This is a genomic window from Streptomyces sp. S063, from assembly GCF_002832675.1.
GTDB lineage: Bacteria > Actinomycetota > Actinomycetes > Streptomycetales > Streptomycetaceae > Streptomyces > Streptomyces sindenensis.
The window spans coordinates 312810-330418 of the sequence record NZ_CP021707.1 but is presented as its reverse complement, the minus strand read 5'-3'; the positions used below and the strand labels follow the sequence as shown (position 1 = coordinate 330418).

The following is a 17609-nucleotide window of genomic DNA, read 5'->3' as shown; positions in this document are numbered from 1 at the left end:
GGGAAGGGAGTCTCAGAGGTCGGCCCAGACGAGCCGCCCCGCCAGCGCGGCGCGCGTGCCCCAGCGGGCTGCCAGCGCGTCGACGAGCAGGAGGCCCCTGCCGTCCTCGGGCAGGCGGGCGAGCGCCGGGTCGCCTTCGAGGTCGGCCGCCGCCGGGACCTGGCCGACGGGAAGGCCTGCCGAGTCGGCCGGAGAGGCCGGGGCCGGGATCCGGGCCCGGCCGCGGTTCCACACGCAGATGCGCACGCCCCCCGCGGAGCGCAGGAGCCGGCAGCGGATCCGCCGGGTGCTGGTGTGCTGCACCGCGTTGGTGACCAGTTCGGTCGCTATCAGAGCCGCCGCCTCGATCCGCTCGGCCGGTTCGCCCCAGGCCCGCATGGCCTCCTGGACCCGGTGCCGGGCCTCCGGCACGCCACCTGGCAATCGGGGGACCCACCAGCTGTGTGCACTTCGGGTGCCTTCGGCACCTTGGACACCTCCGTCATCGGGGGCACACTCCGCGCAACTGACTATTTCCGACATGTATGCACTCTCGACGCAAAACGCATACTTTGCAAGCGACAGAGTGTGTCATGCTCCGCCACGGGGCTGGACGAAGAAGGTATGCGCATGAGAGCCCGGTCCGGCCCCACCGTGGAACACCGCGTCCTCGCGGTCCGCCTCCGCATGCTGCGGGAACGCGCGGGCGTCAGCCTGCGGGCCGCCGCCGAGGCACTGGACGCCCACCCCGCCACCGTACGGCGCATCGAACGCGCGGAGACCGGACTCGACGCCCGGCAGGTCGGCGAACTGCTGCGCTGCTACGGCGTGCCGCCCGCCGTGGCCGAACCCATCATGGCCGGGCTCGCGGCCGCGAACCTGCCCGGCTGGTGGCACCGCTGGCGGGACACGATGGAGGCCTGGCAGCAGGAGGTCATCGGCGTGGAGTCCTCGGCGAGCCTCGTGCGGACCTGGCACCCGGCGCTCGTGCCCGAACTGCTGCGCACCCCCGCGTACGCCGCCGCCCTCCACCGCACGCAGTACCCCGAAGACAGCCCCGCCCGGCGGGAACGCCGGGTCGAGCTGCTGCGCGAACGCCGCCGTCGGCTGTGCGAGCGCGGGGCCACCCTGTGGGCCCTGTTCCCGGCCGCGGCCCTTCATACGCGGGTCGGCGACCGGGCGACCATGGAGGGGCAGCGGGCCGCGCTGGCCGAGGCGATGAAGGAGCAGCACGTCACCGTCCAGGTGGTGCCCCTCGACCACCCGCCGCACCCTCTGACCGGCGTACCGCCCCTGCACATCCTCCGGGTGCCCGCACCCGAGATCGGGGACCAGGCGGTGCTGGAGACCCCGGGCGTGCGGGTCGACCTCATCGACGACCCCGAGGCCGTGACGGCCCACCGCATCCGGCTCGACGCCGCGTGCGCCGCCGCGCCCGGCCCCGGGCCCCGCTGCCGGAGTGACCGTGTCCGGCCGAAGCCCGCCGGGATGCGGCGGGCTCCAGTCCCGTGCAGCGTGGGGGAGTGGTGCGGCAGCGCAGGGCCAAGTGGATCCCGCTGGGGGTCATCGTGCTGGGCGTCGTGCTGGACCTGGTGACCCCGGCGGATGTCACCTCGGCGCCCCTGCTGATGGCGGCCCCGGTCGCCGCCGCGCCGCTGCTCGGCCTGCGCGGCATCATCGCGATCGGGGCGCTCGCCATGGCCGTCCACGCGGTCCTCGCGTGGTACGACGGCACCTTCGGCTGGCAGCGCGGCGTCGCCAACCAGCTCACCCTTGTGGCCGTAACCGTGCTGGCCGTCCTCATCGACCGTTCCCTGGAGGGCCGGGACGCCCGGACCCGGCGCGCCCGCCATATCGCCGCCGTGGCCCAGAGCGCCGTCCTGCCCCGGCCCCCTTCGCGCCTCGGGGAGCTCCGGATCGCCGCCCGGTACGTGCCCGCCGAGGACGAGGCCATGATCGGCGGCGACCTCTACGTCGTCCAGGACACCCCGCACGGTGTGCGCGTGATGGTCGGGGACGTGCGCGGCAAGGGCCTGGGCGCGGTCAGCGCGGTCTGCGCGGACCTGGGGGCCTTCCGGTACGCGGCGGACGAGGCGGAGGACCTGCCCGGCCTGGTCGCCGCGCTGGAGCGGGCCCTGCTGCGCGAGGGCGGCAGGCGCGGCGGCCAGGATCAGGACGAGGGGTTCACCACCGCGCTGATCGCCGAGTTCGCCGACGACCTCGGCACCGTACGGGTCGTCAACCGCGGGCATCCCCCGCCGGTGCTCCTGGACGCCCGGGCCGGGCCACCGTCCTCGAACCCTCCGAGGAGGCGCCCCCGCTCGGCATGAGCGGCCTGGGACCTGGTCGTGCCCGGTCGACACGTTCCCGTTTCCGCCCGGCGCCACCCTCATCTGCTACACGGACGGGGCCACCGAGGCGCGCGACGAGTCCGGGGTCTTCTACGACGCGTCCGTCCGGCTGCCCTTCCTCGTCCACCACCGCGCGCTGGTCGGCTACCCGGCCTCCCCGGCGCAGATCCTCCATCTGCTGATCGAGGACGTCGGCCATCACACCGGGGGCCGGATCCAGGACGATCAGGCCCTCCTCGCGCTGCACCGCCCGCCTGCCCCTCCGCACGCGTAGCGGGCCCTGCGCTTCCGGCTCCGGGACCTGCCCGCCCGATACGTGTTTGAGGCGTCGATCGTCGGTCACCCGCACGGAAGACACGTACGGCAACACACCGACGACGTCACGACATTCGGGAGTGAGCAGAGTTGAGCAGCACCGAGAACTGGCGCTTGCACGCCGCCTGCCGCGAGGAGGACCCGGACCTGTTCTTCCCCATCGGGAGCACGGGCCCCGCGGTCGTCCAGACCGAGGAGGCGAAGGCCGTCTGCCGGACCTGCCCCGTCCAGGCCGCCTGCCTGGAGTGGGCCCTGGAGAACGGCCAGGACTCCGGCATCTGGGGCGGCCTGTCCGAGAACGAGCGGCGCGCCCTGAAGCGCCGCAGCCGCAGGCGGGCGGAGGCGCGGGGACGCGGCACGGCCTGACCCGCACCCGCCGCGGGGCTCCGCCGCCCGGAGCGGTGCTCGGGAGCCGGGACGCGGGGTCGCGCTGCCCGGAGCGGTGCTCGTGATCCGGGAACGAATGGGTACACGATGAGCCATGGACACCACCGCATGGCTCGTTCTCGGCGCCGTGGCCGCGCTGATCATGCTGGCCCTGGCCGTCGTGCTGCTGGTCCGCGTCTTCAGCGCCAGGAAGCTCCTGGTCGACGCGGGGGTCCCGCTGCGCAGCAAGGCGCTCTTCTGGGCGGCCGTCATCTACACCGTCTCACCGGTCGACCTGCTGCCCGACCCGATCTACCTCGACGACATCGGCTTCCTGCTGGTCGCTCTGCGCTCCCTGCGCTCGGCCGCGTCGGCCGCCGGAGTGCGTACGGGAGCGGGGCGAGGGGCAGCACCGGCAACCGGGCCAAGACCCGGCGGCCCCGGTGGAGCGCCGCCCCGACGCCGTGGGCTGAGGGGCGGGCGGACCGCCGTTCCGCACCGGCTACCGGCTCGGCCCGAAGGCGGGCGCGCCCGGCGGGGCGGTTCCCGCGCCGGGATCCTCCGGGGCCCGGGTGTCCGGGGCGGGCGGCTGCGGGGCCGACTGCGAGTCGGGCGAGCCCGGTGGGACCTCCGGCGCGGGCTCGGTCCCCGGGTCGTCGGGCGGCGGTTCCGAGGTCGCCGGGTCGTCCGGGGGTTTCGGAGGTCGCCGGATCCTCACCGGGCCGCGAGGCCGGGTCGTCCGGCGCGGGCTCCGACGTGGTGTCCCCGGACAAGGTGGGGCAGACGTCCGAGCCGGGCGGGCAGGGCGACTCGGAGGCGTCCTTCGGCGGATCCGTCTTCTTGTCACCGTCGCCGGTGTCACCGGCCGGCCGCTTGAACCAGTCGCCGTTCTCCGGATCGACCATCACGAACTCTTTCACCGGCTTCTTCGACGGCGCCACCACGACCACGTCGGAAGCCCGGTAGCCCGGCCACGCCTTGCCCGTCTGTCGCGGGTCGTCCTGGGCGACGGGCGGCAGCAGGGGGTTCCCGCACGCACACCGCACCCTGGGCACACCCCGGTCGTCGACGAGGACCGCCGTGCCCGCCTGGAGCACGGCCTGATAGGCGTTGGCCTCGCCGTCCCGGTAGCCGTGGTTGGTCACGCGGGTGTCCATGCGCAGCGTCACGGGGGTGAGCCCGCGCAGATACCCGGGAACGGCGGACGGCTCGATGTCCTGGACCGAGGCGAAGGCCCGGTTCTTGTCCGGCGCCGCCCGCAACACCTTGACCTGCTGCTCCACATCGCAACTGGCGACCTTCCGGGTGCCTCCGTACAGCCCCGGGGCCGCACCGTCCACGCCCCGCGTCACCGGCGCGCCGGTCTTCGACGGGCTCGGTGGGACGGAGGGGCCGGCGGTCCCGGGGCCGGGGGCGTCGTCGTTCGCCGTGGACTCCGTGAACGGATCGGGCCCGGACTCGCCCGCCGCCTGGAGGAAGACCTCGCCGCCCTCCTTCGACCCGCCGCCCTCGGGCCGGGTCAGCACGACCACCAGCACCACCGCGGCGACCAGAGCCGTCGCGATCGCCGCGATCCGGGGCGCCGAACGCCACCAGGGGCGGTCGGGGCGGGGGCCGGGGGCGGCACCCGAGCCGCCGCCCGGCCCTCCGGGGCCACCGCCCGAAGCGCCGGATCCGCCTGAGTCGCCCCCGTCACCCGACCCGCCCGAGCCGCCGGGGCCGTTCGGGCCGTGGTCGCCGCCGCTGGGCGGGCCGGGCGGCGGGCCCGAAACAGTCGGAGGGGGCGGGGTGGGGCCGGGCTCCGAGGGGCCCGAGAGCGGGCCGGACGGCGGTCCTGTGGGGCGGCCTGACGGCGGTGGCTGGACACTCACGGGCTCTGCTCCCCGTTGTCGGTACCCGCCCCGGAGGCCCCCGCCCGGCCCCGCTTCCGTACGGGGGCCAGGAGGTGACAATCCAGGGCATTTCGCACCATTGTCTGCCCCGTCCCGGCGGTCCCCGCAAGCGGAGGAGCGAACCGTTTCCCCGGGAAGCGAAGCGTTCGGTCCCTGCTTAGCGTGGGGTCGTGAACGTCCGGGCGAGCAACGACGAGAACGGCGCACGCACCCCGCACGGCTGGCGCGACGCGCTCCTGGCGGTCCTCACCGGCGTGCTGGCCATGGTGGTGACCGCGGCGCTCGGCCTGTGGGCCGCCGGTGCGGCCGGTCTGCCCGGCGGCGCCTTCCCGGCCGTCGTCGCGGCGGTGGTGGTGATGGCGGCGGGCGGCTCGGTCGGGCTGTCCGGGGACGCCGGTTCCCTCGTGGGGACGCAGGCCGCCCTCTCGGTCCTGCCGCTCTCGGTCACCCTCGTGGGTGCGCTCCTCGTCGCCCGCGGCTTCCTCCGTCCGCTGCACCACCGTGCCGTCGCCGGGGGCCGCGAACTGGCCGGCTGGGCGGGCCGGGTCGCCGGCCTGTGGATCGTCGCGCTGATCGTCCTGGCGCTGGTCGCCCGGCACACCTTCACCCTCTCGGCCGAGGACCTCACCGGCAGCGAAGCCGGGGACCTCCTCGGCAGTGACCCGAAGATCGGATTCCGGGCGGAGATCCCCCTCACTCTGGTCTTCGGGCTGCTCTGGCTGGCCGGGGTCCTCGTGCTGGCCCTCATCGTCTCGCGCCGCGCCCCGCTCCCCGCCCGGCTGCTGCGCTTCCAGGAGGCGGTGCGCCCGGCGGCGTACGCCATGGTCGTGCTGCTCCTCGCCTGCGTCGCGCTGGGTGTTCTCGCCGGAATCATCGTGATGATCACGCGCGGTCACCCCGCCGAAACCGCCGCGGTGATCCTCCTCGGCCTGCCCAACCTGGTCTGGCTCGCGCTCACCCTCGGCCTCGGCGCGTCGTGGGAGGGCAAGGTCGAAGGCCCCTTCGGGCTGCCCATGCCCCAGGTGCTCGACACCGTCCTGCGCACCCCCGACCTCTCCACCCTGAACCTGAGCACCCTCGCCGAACAGGACGGGCGCGTCCGCTGGCTCGTGGTCGTCGTCGCCGTACTGGTGCCGGCCGCCGCCTTCCTGATGGCGGCGAGGTCGCCCGCCGGACGCGCCTGTGGCAGCACGCGGTGCACATGGCGGTGGCGCTCACCCTGACCGTGCTGTTCATCTGCCTCACCGCCCGGATCTCCGCCCACTACGGCCTGTCCCTCCTGGGTCTCGGGGACCTGGGCGGCGGACTCGGCGGGGAGGTGTCGCTGCGCCCGAAATGGTGGACGGCGCTCGGGTTCGCGGTGCTGTGGGGGCTGGTCACCGGCTTCCTCGGCGGCCTCGCGGCCACCCGGGTGCACCGGCGTGGCGAGGTCGTGGACCCGGGGCCGGGACCTGGTTCGGGGTCCGGCTCCGGCTCCGGCGCCTGAAGGGCAGTCGCTCCCCCGCTCGGTGGACGCCTGAACGGCGGTCGCTCCCGCGCTCCGCCGACTCCTGAACGGCCGTCGCTTCCGCGCTCGGCGGACCCCTGAGCGGCCGTCGCTCCGGCGCTCAGCCGCTTCCCGGGAACACCGGGGCGGCCCAGCGCGGCGGGGCGGGCGGCGGTTCGGGGGCGGCCGACCAGGAGCCGGCCGGCGCGTCCACCCGGGTCGCCGGGTGCTCGCCGGGACCGATGCCCGCCGCCGCGGCCCGCAGCGCCGCGACGAACCTGAGACAGGTCTCGTAACGGTCCTCCGGCGACTTGGCGAGCGCCTTCGCCAGTACGCCGTCGACGGCGGCGGGCAGCCCGGGCCGCAGCCCGCTCAGCGGGGCGGGCGGGTCGTACTGGTGGGCCCACAGCAACGCCATGTCGTCGTCCCGCTGGAAGGGCGGCGCCCCGGTCAGGGTCTCCTGGACGACACAGGCGAGGCTGTACACATCGCACCGCCCGTCCACCGGCCGCCCGGAGATCTGTTCCGGCGCCACGTAGTCGAGGGTGCCGACGAACTGGCCGACCGTGGTGAACCCGGTCAGCGACAGCGACTTCTTCGTCAGCCCGAAGTCCGTCAGGTACACGTGCTCCGGATGGTCGCTGTCGGTGCCCGCCGCCACCAGGATGTTGCCGGGTTTCACGTCCCGGTGCACCAGGTCGTGGTCATGGGCCGCGTCGAGCGCGGACGCGACCTGGGCGGCGATCCGCACGGCGGCCGTCAGATCCAGCGGCCCGCGCCGGTCGATCAGGACACGCAGATCCGCGCCCGCGACGAACCGCATGGCGATGTAGAGCAGCCCCTCGGTCTCCCCCGCCTCGAACACCGGCACGATGTGCGGGTGGTCGATCGCGGCCGCCACCCGCGACTCGTGCGTGAACCGCTGCCGAAAGGTGTCGTTGCGGGCCAGCTCGGGGGCGAGCAGCTTGAGCGCGACGATCCGGTCGAGCCGCAGGTCCTTGGCGCGGTAGACGACCGCCATGCCGCCGCGCCCGATCTCGGCCTCCACCAGATAGCTCGCTATCCGCTTGCCGACGAGATCGTCCTCGCGCCCGGTGGGCACCCGGCATCGTGCGACGGGGCCATCGCCGGTCACCGCCCGCCCGTCGAACCGTCCGACGCCCCGCCGCCGGCCGGTTCGTCGGGCCCGGCGACGGTGATGGCCCGGGTGGGCTCGGGGGCGACGAGGCGGGTGGGTTCGGGACCCTCGGGCGGTTCGACGCGGGTCGGCTCGTTCTCGTCGGGGGCCACGAGGCGTGTCGGTTCCGGCCCTTCGGGCGGCGTGACGGGGGTGGGTTCCGGTTCGTCGCCCGTGACGACGCGGGTCGGCTCGCGGGCCTCGGGCGGAACCATCCGCGTCGGCTCGGGGCTGTCGAGCGGGACCGGACGAGTGGGCTCCGGTCCCCCCGGCGGCACCACGCGCGTTGGTTCGGGGCCTTCCGGCGGGACCACGCGCGTCGGCTCGGGGCCGACCGGCGGGACCACACGTGTGGGCTCCGGAGTGACCATCCGCGCCGGCTCCGGCTCCCCACCTGCCGCTACCCGAAAGGGCTCCGGCGTCTCCGCCTCCCCGGACACCGATGCCGGTGCCGCCGCCCCCGGGCCCGCCTCCGCCGCGTACGTGCTCAGCCGGGTCCCGTCGCAGAAGACCCACCGTTCGTGCTCGGCGTCGTACAGCCACACCGACTCCCCGTCCACCACCATCCCGACCCGCAGCCCCCGCGTCCGCTGCCGGAAACCCTCCCCGTCGCTGCGCCCCTCGGCCAGGTCCTGGGCGGCCCGGCGGTACCGGCTCAGCGACTCCTCCGCCCTGGCCAGCAGCGGTCGCGGGTCCGCCGTGCGGGCGAGCGGCGCCCCGGGGGCGGGGGGCGTCCGCGGTACGGAGACGAGGAGGCGGCCGTCGACCCAGGCCGACCAGCCGTTGGAACACGCGACGTACGCCCAGTCCCCGCGCCGGTCCCGCACCTGCACGGGAAGCAGCGCGTCCAGCGGATCGGTGGGCCGGGCGACGTCAGGGGACTCCCACGCCGGCAGCCCCTCCGGCGGGACGACGTGCGTGGGGCGGAATTCCGGGGTCGGGGTCGCCATGGAACCAGCTCACTTCCGCATGACCGCGGGCTCGTGCCGCCTGAGCAGTTTCGCGACCACGTATCCGAAGACGACCGAGAGAACGACCATCATGCCCATGTTGAGCAGCCAGATCCCCGCCGCGTGGTCGAAGAGCGGATCGGAGGTCAGCTCGCCCGGCACGATCCGCGCCAGGTCGATCGTCCCGGCCATCGCGCCGAGCGCCCACCGCGACGGCACCAGCCAGGACAGCTGCTCCACACCGGGGACACCGTGCAGCTTGAGCAGCGCACCGCAGAAGACGACCTGGACGATGGCGAGGAGAACGAGCAACGGCATGGTCACCTCCTCCTTGCGCACCAGCGCGGAGACCAGCAGGCCGAGCATCATCGCGGTGAAGGACAGCAGGGCCACGGCCAGCGTGATCTCCACGAGTGGCGGCAGGAACACCCCTTCGCCGCCGGGCGCGCCGAGATCGACGCCCACCAGGCCCACCAGCGTCAGCACCACGGCCTGGAGGACGGTGATGGTGCCGAGCACCACGATCTTCGACATCAGATACGCGGATCTGGACAGGCCGACGGCTCTCTCGCGCTGGTAGATCACCCGTTCCTTGACCAACTCCCGTACCGCGTTGGCCGCCCCGGTCAGCACTCCGCCCACGCACAGGATCAGCAGGGCGTTCATCGCCGTCTCCTGCGTGAGCCGGCTGCCCGCCAGCGCGCGGGCCATCGCGCCCATGACGAAGGGCAGCGCGATCATGATGATCAGGAACGTCCGGTCCGCGCTCAGCGCGGAGGCGTACCGGCGCACCAGGGTGTTGAGTTGCGCACCCCAGTTACGGGTCTTGGGGGGTGGCGCGACCAGTGCTCCGGGCGCGGCGGCCGGCAGATGTGGTTGGGCCGACGCGTTGTCGATGTACCGCCGGCGGAAGGGCGAACCGGCGTAGGTGGCCGCCCAGTCGCGGTCGCGGTCGTTCTCGAACGCCTCGAAAGCCTCCGGCCACTCCTCGAAACCGAAGAAGGCGAGGGCGTCCTGGGGCGGGCCGTAGTAGGCGATGCGCCCGCCGGGCGCGAGGACGAGCAGCCGGTCGCAGACCTCCAGACTCAGCACGCTGTGCGTCACCACGACGACGGTGCGGCCGTCGTCGGCCAGTCCGCGCAGCATGTGCATGACCGAGCGGTCCATACCGGGGTCGAGCCCCGACGTCGGCTCGTCCAGAAAGAGCAGCGAAGGCTTCGTCAGCAGCTCCAGAGCCACGCTCACCCGCTTGCGCTGGCCGCCCGAGAGCGAGTGGATCGGCTGGTCGGCGCGCTGTTCGAGGCCGAGTTCCCGGATCACCTCGGAGACCCGCGCCTGCCGCTCCGCCTTCGCGGTGTCCTGCGGGAAGCGGAGTTCGGCGGCGTAACCGAGCGCTTTGCGCACGGTCAGCTGCGCGTGCAGGATGTCGTCCTGCGGGACGAGGCCGATGCGCTGGCGCAGCTCGGCGAAGTCCCGGTAGAGGTCGCGGCCGTCGTAGAGCACGGTGCCCCGGTCGGCCGGGCGCTGCCCGGTGAGGGCGTTGAGCAGCGTGGACTTGCCCGCGCCGCTGGGGCCCACCACGCCGAGCAGGCACTTCTCGCCGACGGGGAAGGAGACCTTGTCCAGCAGGGTCTTGCCGCCCTTGCCCGCGCGGCCGACCGTCACCTCCAGGTCCTGGACGTCCAGCGACACCTCACCGGTGTCCACGAACTCCTGTAGGGAGTCGCCGACCAGGCAGAACGCCGAGTGGCCGATACCGACGATGTCGCCGGGACCGACCGGGCCGCGGGCGACCGGCTGGCCGTTGAGGAAGGTTCCGTTGTGACTGCCGAGGTCGACGATCTCGTACGTCCCGTCGGCCAGGGCTCGCAGTTCGGCGTGGTGGCGCGAGACGACCAGATCGTCGATGACGAGATCGTTCCCGGCGTCGCGGCCGATCCGTACGGTTCTGGCGGGCAGCGGGCGCACCGTCGTCGGCTGCCGGAACGTGCCGGTCGCCCCGGGCACCGACACGCCCGAGGGGCGGTCGGCGGAGGGTGTCGCGGTGGGCGCGGGGGGTTCCCGGCCCAGCAGGACCGCGCGCGGTCCGTCGCCAGGATTGCCGAAGCGGATCTCACTGCCCGCGCCGACGTCCGAGGTGTGGATGCGCCGGCCGCCGGTGTACGTGCCGTTGGTGCTGTCCTCGTCCTCGATCGTCCAGTGGCCGTCCTCGGGATGCAGGATCGCGTGGTGCCAGGAGACCCGGTCGTCGTCGATGACGATGTCGCTCTCGGGATCGCGCCCGACATGGTAGTCCCGGCTCGGACTCATCACCGTGGAGCCCAGATCGGTCTCCAGAACGAGTTCGGGCGCAGTCGGCGTCGCGGGCCGCTCTCCCATGTCTGAATTCTATCGATACGTACCGATCGGCGCCCGCCGTACGTACCGATCGGCGCCCGCCGTACGTACCGATCGGCGCCCGCCGTCGAGGTTCTCGGCGGCTCGACCCGCGCTGGATCGGCGGGGCTCGGCCTCAGCGCGGCACGGTGGCGAGGATGACCTTCCCGCCGCCCACCGTCTCGTGGACCCGCACCTCCTGGGCCAGTCGCTGGACCATCGGCCAGCCGAACCCACCGGTCCGGCCGGTCAGGTCGGGCGTCCGGTCCTGCGGGTGCGCCGGGCTCGGGTCGGTGACCCGGACACGGACGCCCGTGCGGTCCGCGGTCAGCCACAGCGCGGTGACGGCCCGGCGTGCCGGACGGCATTGGTGACCAGTTCCGACACGAGGAGCAGAAGGTTCTGGACCATGTGCGAGGTCGGCGCGGGATGCAGTCGGGCGACGAAGGCGCTGACGGCGTCCCGTGCGTCGGCAGCCTTCTCCGGTCGGCAGACGAAATCGGTACGGGTCTCGCCATCCGGTGAAAACGTCATCAGAATGCGGTCGTTCATAGCGTCCACCCCGTCGCGATAGCTTTCTGGCTGGAGTCCGGGTACCCCCGAAACGGCGTTTCATGGAGACCGGCGGCGGAAGGCGCACGCAGCACCCGGGCGCGGCACCGCGCCCGGCTCAGTCCTCGCCCCCGAGCCGATCCCACTGGATCCGGCACGCGAGGGCCCGGCGCGCCGCGGCGGACCCGGTGGCGGCCGTCTCGGTGGCCGTCGCCTTAGCCGGTACGCCGAGCCCGCGGCTGATCGCGTCGCACGCGCTTCGGTGGCTGCCGGGCAGTTGCGCCCGATGCTCCCTCAGATTCTTCTTGACGGGACGTCAGATTCCTCTCGAAGAGACGTCTCAGCGCGTCCACGTTCTGCGGCGTGAACTGCTTCCGGCCCCGGCCGAGGGCATCGGTCAGGTGCGTGCAGTGCGCGCCGCCGTCCAGGGTCGCCGAGATCGCCTCCGCCGGGCCCCGGAGCCGCCCTTCCGGCCAGGGGGCGTCGTGCTGGTCCAGCGTGATGTCGGGCGGGGGAGCAGGTCCGTCCGGCCGGGCCTTCGCGACCCGCTCGGACACCGCGGGCTGGCTCATGCCCGTGAGCCGGGCGGTCCTCTCCTGGGTCCAGCCGAGACCGGCGAACAACGTGATCATTGGGGCCTTCGATCCTGCGGCCACGAGGGCGGGGCTCGCCGGTTTCGAGGGGTCCGCCCTGTTGCTCGCCGGAGAGTTCGACCGGAACGGTCCGCCGCGTGCAGTGGCCGCGTGTGCGGAGCTGTTCCGCCGTGGCGCCTTCGTCGAGCAGCCCGGAGCGGGGCACTGTCCGGGGCGACGACCCGGACCGCTTCGTGGTGACGGTCGCGTCGTTCCTGGTGTGAGACCCATCTTTTCTATCGTTGAAAATTTCGGGTGCACGACCGTTGTGCAGTGTTTGGTGTTGTGGCTCAATGTTCGACCATGAGCAGTGCCTCGCAGGTGGAGGCACCCCCGGCTCTCGACGAGGACGATGCCTTGAGACGACAACACCCTCGCCCCCGCGCCCTGTTCAGGGCCCTGACCTGCGCTGCGGCGCTGCTCATACCGGTCGGTGCCACCCTGGTCCCGACGGCGGCCGCCGCACCCGCCGTACCGGCCGGTGCCACCGCGAAGGCCTTCACGGCCGACGACCCGGTGTCCGATGTCCACGGGCTGAAGGGCGAGTACTTCAGCATGTCCGCCCCGGGCGCCCGTGACTTCGCCGCGCTCGGCGCCACCACCCTCGACCCCGACATCAACTTCCCGGACTCACCGGGACGTTCGAGTCGGCGACCGGGAAGACCGAGCACACGACGGCTCGGTGGACCGGCCGGATCGAAGCCCCCGAGACCGGCGAGTACACGTTCTCCGCCATCGGCGACAACGGGTTCCGGCTCTTCCTCGACGGCAACGTTGTCATCGATCACTGGGAGCCGGACTGGGACAACGAGCAGCGCAGCGAACCGATCGCCCTGAAGGCGGGGGAGGAGCACGAGTTCAAGCTGGAGATGTTCCAGGACACCGGCGGTGCCGGCATGTTCCTGCGCTGGGAGGCCGACGGTCTGAAGAAGCAGATCGTCCCCGAGTCCGCGTTCACTCCGCCCGCCGACTTCGAGGTCTACCCGGTCGCCCTGAGCGTCGCGCAGAACGGCAAGCGCCTCCAGGCCACCTTCGGGGGCCGGGTCGCGGACTGGCGAAGAGTGAAGGAACACCTCACCATCGAGGTCGACACCTCCCCGATGCCGGTGAAGTCGGTGAACCGGGCCTCGAACAACCCGAGGGCGCTGGTCATCGATCTCGCCGCGCCCGTCCAGAAGGACCAGCGCGTCAAGGTCGCCTACGACGGCGAAGGCGGTCTGAGGTCCGGGTCCGAGACGGTCCCGGAGATCGGCCGGACCGCGAAGAACCTCTCCGCGCACCGCCTCACCACCCCCTGGGGTGACACGCTGGACAGGAACCACCCGCTGCCCGAGTACCCCCGGCCGCAGCAGGTCCGCGACCAGTGGAAGAACCTCAACGGCCCCTGGGAGTTCGCCGGGGCCACCGAGGGCGAGCAGCCGGTCTTCGGCAAGAAGCTCGACGAGAAGATCATCGTGCCGTTCCCGGTCGAGTCCCAGCTTTCCGGCCTGGAGCGCGACGAGGACCACATGTTCTACCGCAAGCTCGTCACCGTGCCGAAGAACTGGTCGGTCGGCGAGGGCGACAAGAGCGACAAGGGTGCGTCCGGCAAGGGCAAGCGGCTGAAGCTCAACTTCGACGCGGTCGACTACCGGTCCACCGTCTGGGTCAACGGCACCAAGGTGGCTGAACACACCGGCGGTTACACCGGGTTCAGCGCCGACATCACCGACGCCCTTCTGGACAGCGGCCCCCAGGAGATCGTCGTCGCGGTCACCGACAAGACCGGCCCGAACCAGCCCAAGGGTAAGCAGTCCACCAACCCGGGCGGCATCGTCTACACTCCGACCTCCGGCATCTGGCAGACCGTGTGGATGGAGCCGGTGGCCCCCGCCGCCATCGACTCCTTGACCACTACCCCGGACATCGACACCGGCCGCCTCGCGGTCACCGTCAACTCCGCGAAGGCGTCCGCCGACGCCCGGATCACCGCCGTCGCCCGCGATCGCGAGGGCAAGATCGTCGGCACGGTCAGCGGTCCCGCCAACCGTCAGCTCAGCCTCCAGCTCAAGGACCAGCACCTCTGGTCCCCGGATGACCCCTACCTGTACGACCTCGACGTCTCCCTCACCGACGGCCGCTCCCAGGACAGAGTCGAAAGCTACTTCGGCATGCGGCAGTTGAAGGTCGACAAGGTCGGCGGTTACCAGAAGCTCGTTCTCAACGGGAAGCCGTTCTTCTCCCTCGCCATGCTCGACCAGGGCTTCTGGCCCGACGGGCTGTACACCCAGCCCAGCGACGCCGCCCTCGCCTTCGACCTGAAGGCCCAGAAGGACCTCGGCTTCAACGCCGTGCGCAAGCACATCAAGGTCGAGTCGCCGCGCTGGTACTACCACGCCGACCGGCTCGGGCTGCTGGTGTGGCAGGACTTCGTCAACGCCGACATCGACAACGACGCCGGCAAGCGCGCCTTCCTCACCCAGGGCAAGGAGTTGATGAAGCAGTTCCACAACCACCCCTCGATCAGCGGCTGGATCGTCTTCAACGAGGGCTGGGGCGAGTGGGACCGTGCGGAGACCGGCAAGATCGCCGAGGATGTGAAGGCGCTGGACCCGTCCCGCGTGGTCAACGCGCACAGTGGCGTCAACTGCTGTGCCTCCAAGGGCGATTCCGGCAAGGGCGAGATCATCGACCACCACGACTACGTGAACAACGACCCGGCCTTCCCGGACGACAGGCGCGCCGCGATGGACGGCGAGCACGGCGGCTTCACGCTGCGGACCCCCGGTCACATGTGGCCCGGCGCCCCGGCCAACATCTACTCAGGCGTGGCCGACAAGGCCGCCCTCACCGCCAAGTACGTCGACAACACCCGTACGTACTACCTCGCCGCCGCCGGAGCCGAACTGTCCGGCTCCGTCTACACCCAGGTCAGCGATCTGGAGAACGAGCTCAACGGACTCTGGACGTACGACCGTCGAGAGATCAAGGTCGACCCGAAGAAGGTCCGGGAGATCAACCGTCAGGTCATCGCCGCCGGGGCCGGCGCCGGGGAACGTGACGAGCTGAAGGGCGGCGGTTCCTGGTCGCTCGACGAGAACAAGGGCACGACCGCCCGCGACAGCGGCCCCAACAAGGCCCACCTCACCCTGGAGGGCCGCTCGTCCTGGGCCCCCGGAGTCACGGGCTCGGCGCTGAGGTTCGACGGCGAGGGGAGTTACGCGCAGAGCGCCGGCCCGGTCGTGGACACCACGAAGGACTACACCGTCTCCGCATGGGCCTCGCTCGACGCCGTACCCGGCAACTACGCCACCGTCGTCAGCCAGGACGGCCGGCGCACCGAGAACCCCTTCTACCTCCAGTACGGTCAGGGGGCATTCGCCTTCTCCACCCCCGGCGGCAAGCGCGCCCGTCTGGAGATCGTCCCGGAGACCGGGAAGTGGTACCACCTGGCCGGAGTCCGCAAGGGTGACGAGATCACGCTGTACGTCGACGGGAAGCCCGCCGCCACCACCGAGGCCGGGCCGGCCGATGTGAGCACCGGCCCGCTCTCCGTGGGCCGGGCACAGTACGACGGCGCCAAGGTCGACTTCTGGAACGGCTCCGTCGACCAGGTCGAGGTCTACGACAAGGCCCTGACCGCCGAGGAGGTGTCCGCGCTCCACGGCCGCCGGAGGCCGTAGCGGAAGAAGGCCCGGGCCCCCCGCCCCGCCCGGTGCGGGAGGGGGCCCGTCCACATGTACAACTCACGCACTGGTCAACTGAGTTGCATCCTTCTCAAGGTGGAGACGAGGTGCAGCCCGACGGAGGTTACGCGCGCGTGACCGCTCCTGAAGGATCTCTCCTGTCCGAACGGCCGAATGTGCCGACCGTGTGACCGGAAGGATCGATGACGTGCGCAGACGACGTCTTGTGCCCCTGTTGGCGGTGAGTGTCATGGCGACCCTGGCCCCCGCGCTCGCCACCTCGACGGCCACCGCCGCCCCGGCGGCCACCCCTGGGGCGGCAGTCTCCCCGGCCACCGTCCCGACCGCCGACAAGAGCGCACTGGACCGGTACGCGAAGCAGAAGGTGCGGTGGAAGCGGTGCCCCGAGCCCGAGGCCCCGCCCGAGATCAGGTGCGCCACGATCAAGGTCCCGCTGGACTATCGCAAACCCGGCGGCAAACGCATCGAGCTGTCCATATCCCGGGTCCAGGCCACGGCGCCCGGCAAGCGACAGGGAGTCCTGCTCTCCAACCCCGGCGGTCCGGGCGGCCCGGGACTCTACCTGCCGCTGGGCCTGGCCGAGTGGCTGCCCGCCGCCGCGCGGCAGAAGTACGACCTCATCGGCTTCGATCCGCGCGGGGTGGGAAGCAGTACCCCGGTCACCTGCGGTCTGAAGCCCGAGGAGGAGAACTGGCTGCGGCCGTACAAGCCGGAGACGTTCGACGACGACGTGGCCTGGGCCCGGACGGTCGCCCGCAAGTGCGAGAAGCGGGCGGGCGCCACTCTCCCGCACATCACCACACGCAACACCGCACGCGACATGGACCTGATCCGGGCGGTCCTCGGCGAGAAGAAGATCAACTACCTGGGGTACTCGTACGGCACCTACCTGGGCGCCGTCTACACCCAGCTCTTCCCGAAGCGCGCCGACCGGTTCGTCCTGGACAGCGCGGTCGATCCGGAACGGGCCTGGCGCGGGATGATCCAGTGGTGGGCGGAGGGCGCCGAGCCCGCGTTCGACCGGTGGACCGGGTGGGCCGCCGAGCGCTCGGAGGCGTACGGCCTCGGCGACACACCGAAGAAGGTCGAGGGAGCCTTCTGGGACCTGGTCGCACGGGCCGACGAGGACCCGATCGACGTGGACGGGCAGCCGGTCACCGGCGACGACATCCGCAGCGGCATGAGGTGGGCCTTCTTCACCCCGCGGTACGCCACCGAGGCGTTCGTGGAGCTGCGGAACGCCGCCGACGGCGAGACCGTGGCCCCAGGAAGCTCAGGGAATTCCTCCGGCCCCAGGGGCGCTCCGGGGCGGTCGCGTCCGCCGTCACGCCGGCCGACAACGGGACCGCGAGCTTCTGGGCCGTCGTGTGCGGTGACAACTCGGCCGCCTGGTCCCGCAACCCGGAGAGCTACCGCCGGGACGCCATCGCGGACAAGGGCCGCTACCCCATCTTCGGGGACTTCGCGTCCAGCATCAAACCGTGCGCCTTCTGGGACCGTTCCGCGGAGCGGGCAACCACGGTGAACAACAAGGTCGGTTCGCTGGTCGTCCAGAACGAATGGGACTCGCAGACGCCGCTCCCCAGCGGCCAGGCCCTGCACCGGCAGCTGAAGGGGTCGACGATGGTCACCGTCCTCGGCGGCGAGGGGCACGCCATCTACCCCAGCGGCAACCCGTGCACGGACGGAGCGATCAACGGCTACCTGCTCACCGGCAAGCTCCCGGCGAAGAACGTGACCTGCCGGGCGACCCCGGAGTCGAACGAGGCGGCACGGCACAACGAGAGGGCGGACCAGCTCCCCGGCTCCCCGCTCCCGGAGCGCGCGCCGGACCGCTTCTGACCCCG

At 72.3% G+C, this 17609-nt stretch carries 7 protein-coding genes and 7 pseudogenes; 7 read left to right on the top strand and 7 right to left on the bottom strand.

What is annotated here, in order from left to right; genetic code table 11:
- Window positions 1-12 precede the first annotated feature (12 nt).
- Window positions 13-378: an ATP-binding protein gene (locus CCZ36_RS01565; RefSeq protein ID WP_069735276.1), complete on the bottom strand. Its 366-nt coding sequence runs from the start codon at window positions 376-378 to the stop codon at window positions 13-15.
- Window positions 379-609: 231 nt separating this feature from the next.
- On the opposite strand from CCZ36_RS01565, the gene CCZ36_RS01560 reads away from it, so the two are divergent.
- The 4 genes and pseudogenes from CCZ36_RS01560 to CCZ36_RS01545 all read left to right on the top strand — a co-directional run.
- Complete coding sequence (locus tag CCZ36_RS01560) at window positions 610-1575, top strand: helix-turn-helix domain-containing protein (RefSeq protein ID WP_237302570.1); 966 nt, start codon at window positions 610-612, stop codon at window positions 1573-1575.
- Window positions 1503-2604 (top strand): annotated as a pseudogene (locus tag CCZ36_RS01555) (PP2C family protein-serine/threonine phosphatase). The gene CCZ36_RS01560 and the pseudogene CCZ36_RS01555 overlap by 73 nt, the downstream one beginning before the upstream one ends.
- 131 nt (window positions 2605-2735) lie before the next feature.
- On the top strand, window positions 2736-3011 hold the full coding sequence (locus tag CCZ36_RS01550; protein WP_069735216.1) for a WhiB family transcriptional regulator: 276 nt from the start codon (window positions 2736-2738) through the stop codon (window positions 3009-3011).
- Window positions 3012-3126: 115 nt separating this feature from the next.
- Window positions 3127-3456: pseudogene (locus CCZ36_RS01545) on the top strand (YkvA family protein); the annotation flags it as partial.
- Window positions 3457-3931: 475 nt separating this feature from the next.
- Here the strand turns inward: CCZ36_RS01545 and CCZ36_RS36855 are convergent.
- Window positions 3932-4294: pseudogene (locus CCZ36_RS36855) on the bottom strand (DUF6777 domain-containing protein); the annotation flags it as partial.
- Window positions 4295-5073: 779 nt separating this feature from the next.
- Between CCZ36_RS36855 and CCZ36_RS01535 the strand changes: the two are divergent.
- Window positions 5074-6389 (top strand): annotated as a pseudogene (locus CCZ36_RS01535) (streptophobe family protein).
- A 121-nt stretch (window positions 6390-6510) separates the two neighbouring features.
- Here CCZ36_RS01535 and CCZ36_RS01530 read toward each other — a convergent pair.
- The 5 genes and pseudogenes from CCZ36_RS01530 to CCZ36_RS35400 all read right to left on the bottom strand — a co-directional run bounded on the left by CCZ36_RS01530 (window position 6511) and on the right by CCZ36_RS35400 (window position 12076).
- Window positions 6511-7491 (bottom strand): serine/threonine-protein kinase, encoded by a 981-nt coding sequence (locus CCZ36_RS01530; protein WP_237302817.1) that lies wholly within the window; start codon window positions 7489-7491, stop codon window positions 6511-6513.
- 29 nt (window positions 7492-7520) lie between these two features.
- Window positions 7521-8516 (bottom strand): hypothetical protein, encoded by a 996-nt coding sequence (locus tag CCZ36_RS36630; protein WP_335755787.1) that lies wholly within the window; start codon window positions 8514-8516, stop codon window positions 7521-7523.
- Between the two features lie 9 nt (window positions 8517-8525).
- Window positions 8526-10895, bottom strand: a complete 2370-nt coding sequence (locus CCZ36_RS01520) for an FHA domain-containing protein (RefSeq protein ID WP_069735211.1) — start codon at window positions 10893-10895, stop codon at window positions 8526-8528.
- Between the two features lie 133 nt (window positions 10896-11028).
- Window positions 11029-11444 (bottom strand): annotated as a pseudogene (locus tag CCZ36_RS01515) (ATP-binding protein).
- A 215-nt stretch (window positions 11445-11659) separates the two neighbouring features.
- The gene (locus tag CCZ36_RS35400; protein ID WP_237302568.1) at window positions 11660-12076 is read right to left on the bottom strand and encodes a hypothetical protein; all 417 of its coding nucleotides are present in this window, start codon (window positions 12074-12076) and stop codon (window positions 11660-11662) included.
- Between the two features lie 303 nt (window positions 12077-12379).
- Here CCZ36_RS35400 and CCZ36_RS01505 point away from each other — a divergent pair.
- Window positions 12380-15738, top strand: a pseudogene (locus tag CCZ36_RS01505) (LamG-like jellyroll fold domain-containing protein).
- Between the two features lie 253 nt (window positions 15739-15991).
- Window positions 15992-17604: pseudogene (locus tag CCZ36_RS01500) on the top strand (alpha/beta hydrolase).
- The last annotated feature ends 5 nt before the right edge of the window (window positions 17605-17609 follow it).